General features: G+C 49.7%; 3 protein-coding genes. All 3 read right to left on the bottom strand.

Annotated features, from left to right (window positions below):
- Nucleotides 1-267 precede the first annotated feature (267 nt).
- Nucleotides 268-1,479, bottom strand: coding sequence for a relaxase/mobilization nuclease domain-containing protein (locus tag IM792_RS21145; RefSeq protein ID WP_194103915.1), 1,212 nt, complete (start codon nucleotides 1,477-1,479; stop codon nucleotides 268-270).
- A complete protein-coding gene (gene mobC / locus IM792_RS21140; RefSeq protein WP_194103914.1) occupies nucleotides 1,476-1,811 on the bottom strand; it encodes a plasmid mobilization relaxosome protein MobC in 336 nt (111 codons plus the stop codon). Before mobC ends, IM792_RS21145 begins: the two co-directional genes overlap by 4 nt.
- Nucleotides 1,812-1,969: 158 nt before the next feature.
- Nucleotides 1,970-2,380 (bottom strand): helix-turn-helix domain-containing protein, encoded by a 411-nt coding sequence (locus tag IM792_RS21490; RefSeq protein ID WP_347343831.1) that lies wholly within the window; start codon nucleotides 2,378-2,380, stop codon nucleotides 1,970-1,972.
- Nucleotides 2,381-2,509: the final 129 nt, after the last annotated feature.

Raw genomic sequence — 2,509 nt, 5'->3', positions numbered from 1 at the left:
TAAGTATATTGATCCTGGGTAAAGAAATCCCACAACGGCAGATTGATAAACACGACCATGATACCCAAATACGCAAACCACCTTTTCATCTTCATATCACCATTCTATAAACCATTCAAATCTGATGGCGCCGGCGGAGGTACGACGCGGGCAATCCTTCCGGCGAGGGTGGATGCGAAATGAAGCCACCACGCGAAGCGTGTGGTGAAATGCAGCACCTGCCGCAGCCGGTAAGCTCATCAAAAAATGTTCCCGCCAAGCCAATAGCTACTGCAACCTGAGCTTTCTTCTTTTTTTCTTTTTCGCGCTGTAATTATCCTCATCAAAATCCGCATCTTTCATACCAACAGCATAGTCATCAACGCAGAGCAACAGCCGGCTAATATTGCGATAAGGTACAGCCTGATGAGCCAGCGGCTGCCAAACTTCTGATGTTCTTTTAACCGCTCGACGTAAGTTGCGGCCAGCCTCATATGCGCTTCCATTTCGAACGCTTTGCGCTCCAGTCCGTCCAACTGCTCCCGGAGTGACCGGATGTGTAGGGTTAGCTCGCTGCCATATTGTCGCCTGGCCAAGTGCTGCATCTCCCGCAGTTCCCGGAACAAGGCCCTGATGTCCTCTGACGGACTGCCGTGATGTTCCGTTTGCCCGCTCTTCGATGCTTGTTCTTGTCCGATCGTTTGCCTGGCGAATTCTTGCGCCATCTCTTTCCTGTTCATAATCGATCACTCCTTTAATCCCGCTCCACTTATAGACGTTTCCCAACGTCGCGCCTTTAAAGATCATCCCCCCATAAGCATACGAGATCCCGCTCACAAAATCCGTCGACGCCTGGTTGAACAGCAGGCTGATGCCCTTACTTTCAGCGGCATCGATAAAGGCTTGCGTGCCCGGCTTTTGAATCTTTGACAGATCGGCGATCATATCCTTCAGGATAACCTGAAGCTTTACTTTTGCCGATGGTTGCCCCGTGCGTTGCATCATCTCCAGCTCATTTTTGGTAACCGCGCGTTCCTGAGCCTGACGGCTTGATTCAACCGCTCTCAGGCCATACTTTTTTTCCAGCTTTCTCAGCACCCTTTCGCTCCTGGCATAGTCCCTGGAATCACTGACCACGCTACCGTCATAGCCGATCCTGTTGACCAGCAGATGGACGTGCGGATGCCCGGCATCGAAGTGCTCGAAGATGGCGTACTGATTCCCCGAAAACCCCATCTCCGCCAGGTATTCCAGCGCTATTTTCTTTTTTCCCTCACCGGTCAAGATTTCCCCCGGCGGAAAGTTCAGCGAGGTGTGGTAAAAGTATTTTTGCAGATTCGGTCGCAGTCCCTTTACCATGGCGATCTCGCGCATAACCTGCCGTACGTTCATGTCCGCGAAAGAGCTGTCCAGCACGACCGCTTGACCCTTACCTACCTTCTCCAAATTGTACAGCAGCGCCCCTCTGAAACCTTTGCCCTTTACCTGATCTGCCGTCATGAAAGTAACGCCCTGATGATCTCTTTTTGCAGCTGCAACAGCTCTGCCAGCACAGATGGTTCCACCTCATTCTTTTGCGCGGTATGCAGGTGCTTTACGGCCTGGTTCAGGTTCACCCCGATGCGTTGCAGCTCGCGATAAAAGGCAGCGTTCAAAGGCGAGATCTTCATCACCGGAAACCTGCCTGTAAAAACCTTAAACCGGATCCAGTTCGCAGGTGTCAGCCCCGCCGCTTCCGCGAAAGACAGCACCTTATTGTGCTCGGCTTCTGTCAGCCGGATATTGACCTGCACCTTTCTTTTTTCCTCTTCCTTTATTACCGGTCTTCCCATGTAACACCTCTTTCAACAAAGTGTAGATCCTGAAACTAAAAACAATCTTTCTCTGGCCCTCCGCAGGAGCAAGCCCGTTTAAGCGTAGCGAAAACATGGCTTGCTCCTAAACGTGGATGACAGAGGCCGTCGCTTAGCGATAGCTTATACCTGAATCGTTATTTGCGGAGCGGGTGAGACGTTAAAGGACTTTTATTCTTTTGCCCTTCGAGGACTTTCACGATGTCCTCATACTTGTAATAGATGATACCGCCGATCTTGGTGTAGTCTAAAGTGCCATTGACCCGGAGGTTTTGCAGCGTGCCATTAGAGATCTTCAGCAGGTTCTTGACCTGGTAGCTTTTCAGCCATTTTTGCTCGCCGAATTGCGGCTTGTTCGTTAACTCTTTTAACATCCCGAACAGCTCCTCTTTGAAGCGTTCGAGGTCTTCCCTGGTAATCAATTCCACATTCACTTTTTCACTCTCCTTTCTTACTGGGTTGATGTTTTTTTTATGTCCGAAACGATGGCCGGAGCGCTCATGATCAGCGCGATCATTGATCCCAAAAAGCGATCCTGAAACCATCACAAAGTTCGCCCGTTACCCATACTTCATGAGCTGATGAAAAGAAAAAATAAAGCTTATTAATCCTTCATCACGGCATCGTTTCCGCTATCAAAAATAAAGATCGCATAGCAAACGATCCTCATTAAAATA

The sequence above is a fragment of the Mucilaginibacter sp. JRF genome, assembly GCF_015223065.1.
In the GTDB taxonomy this organism is placed as follows: Bacteria; Bacteroidota; Bacteroidia; order Sphingobacteriales; family Sphingobacteriaceae; genus Mucilaginibacter.
This window is presented reverse-complemented; position numbering and strand designations above follow the sequence as displayed.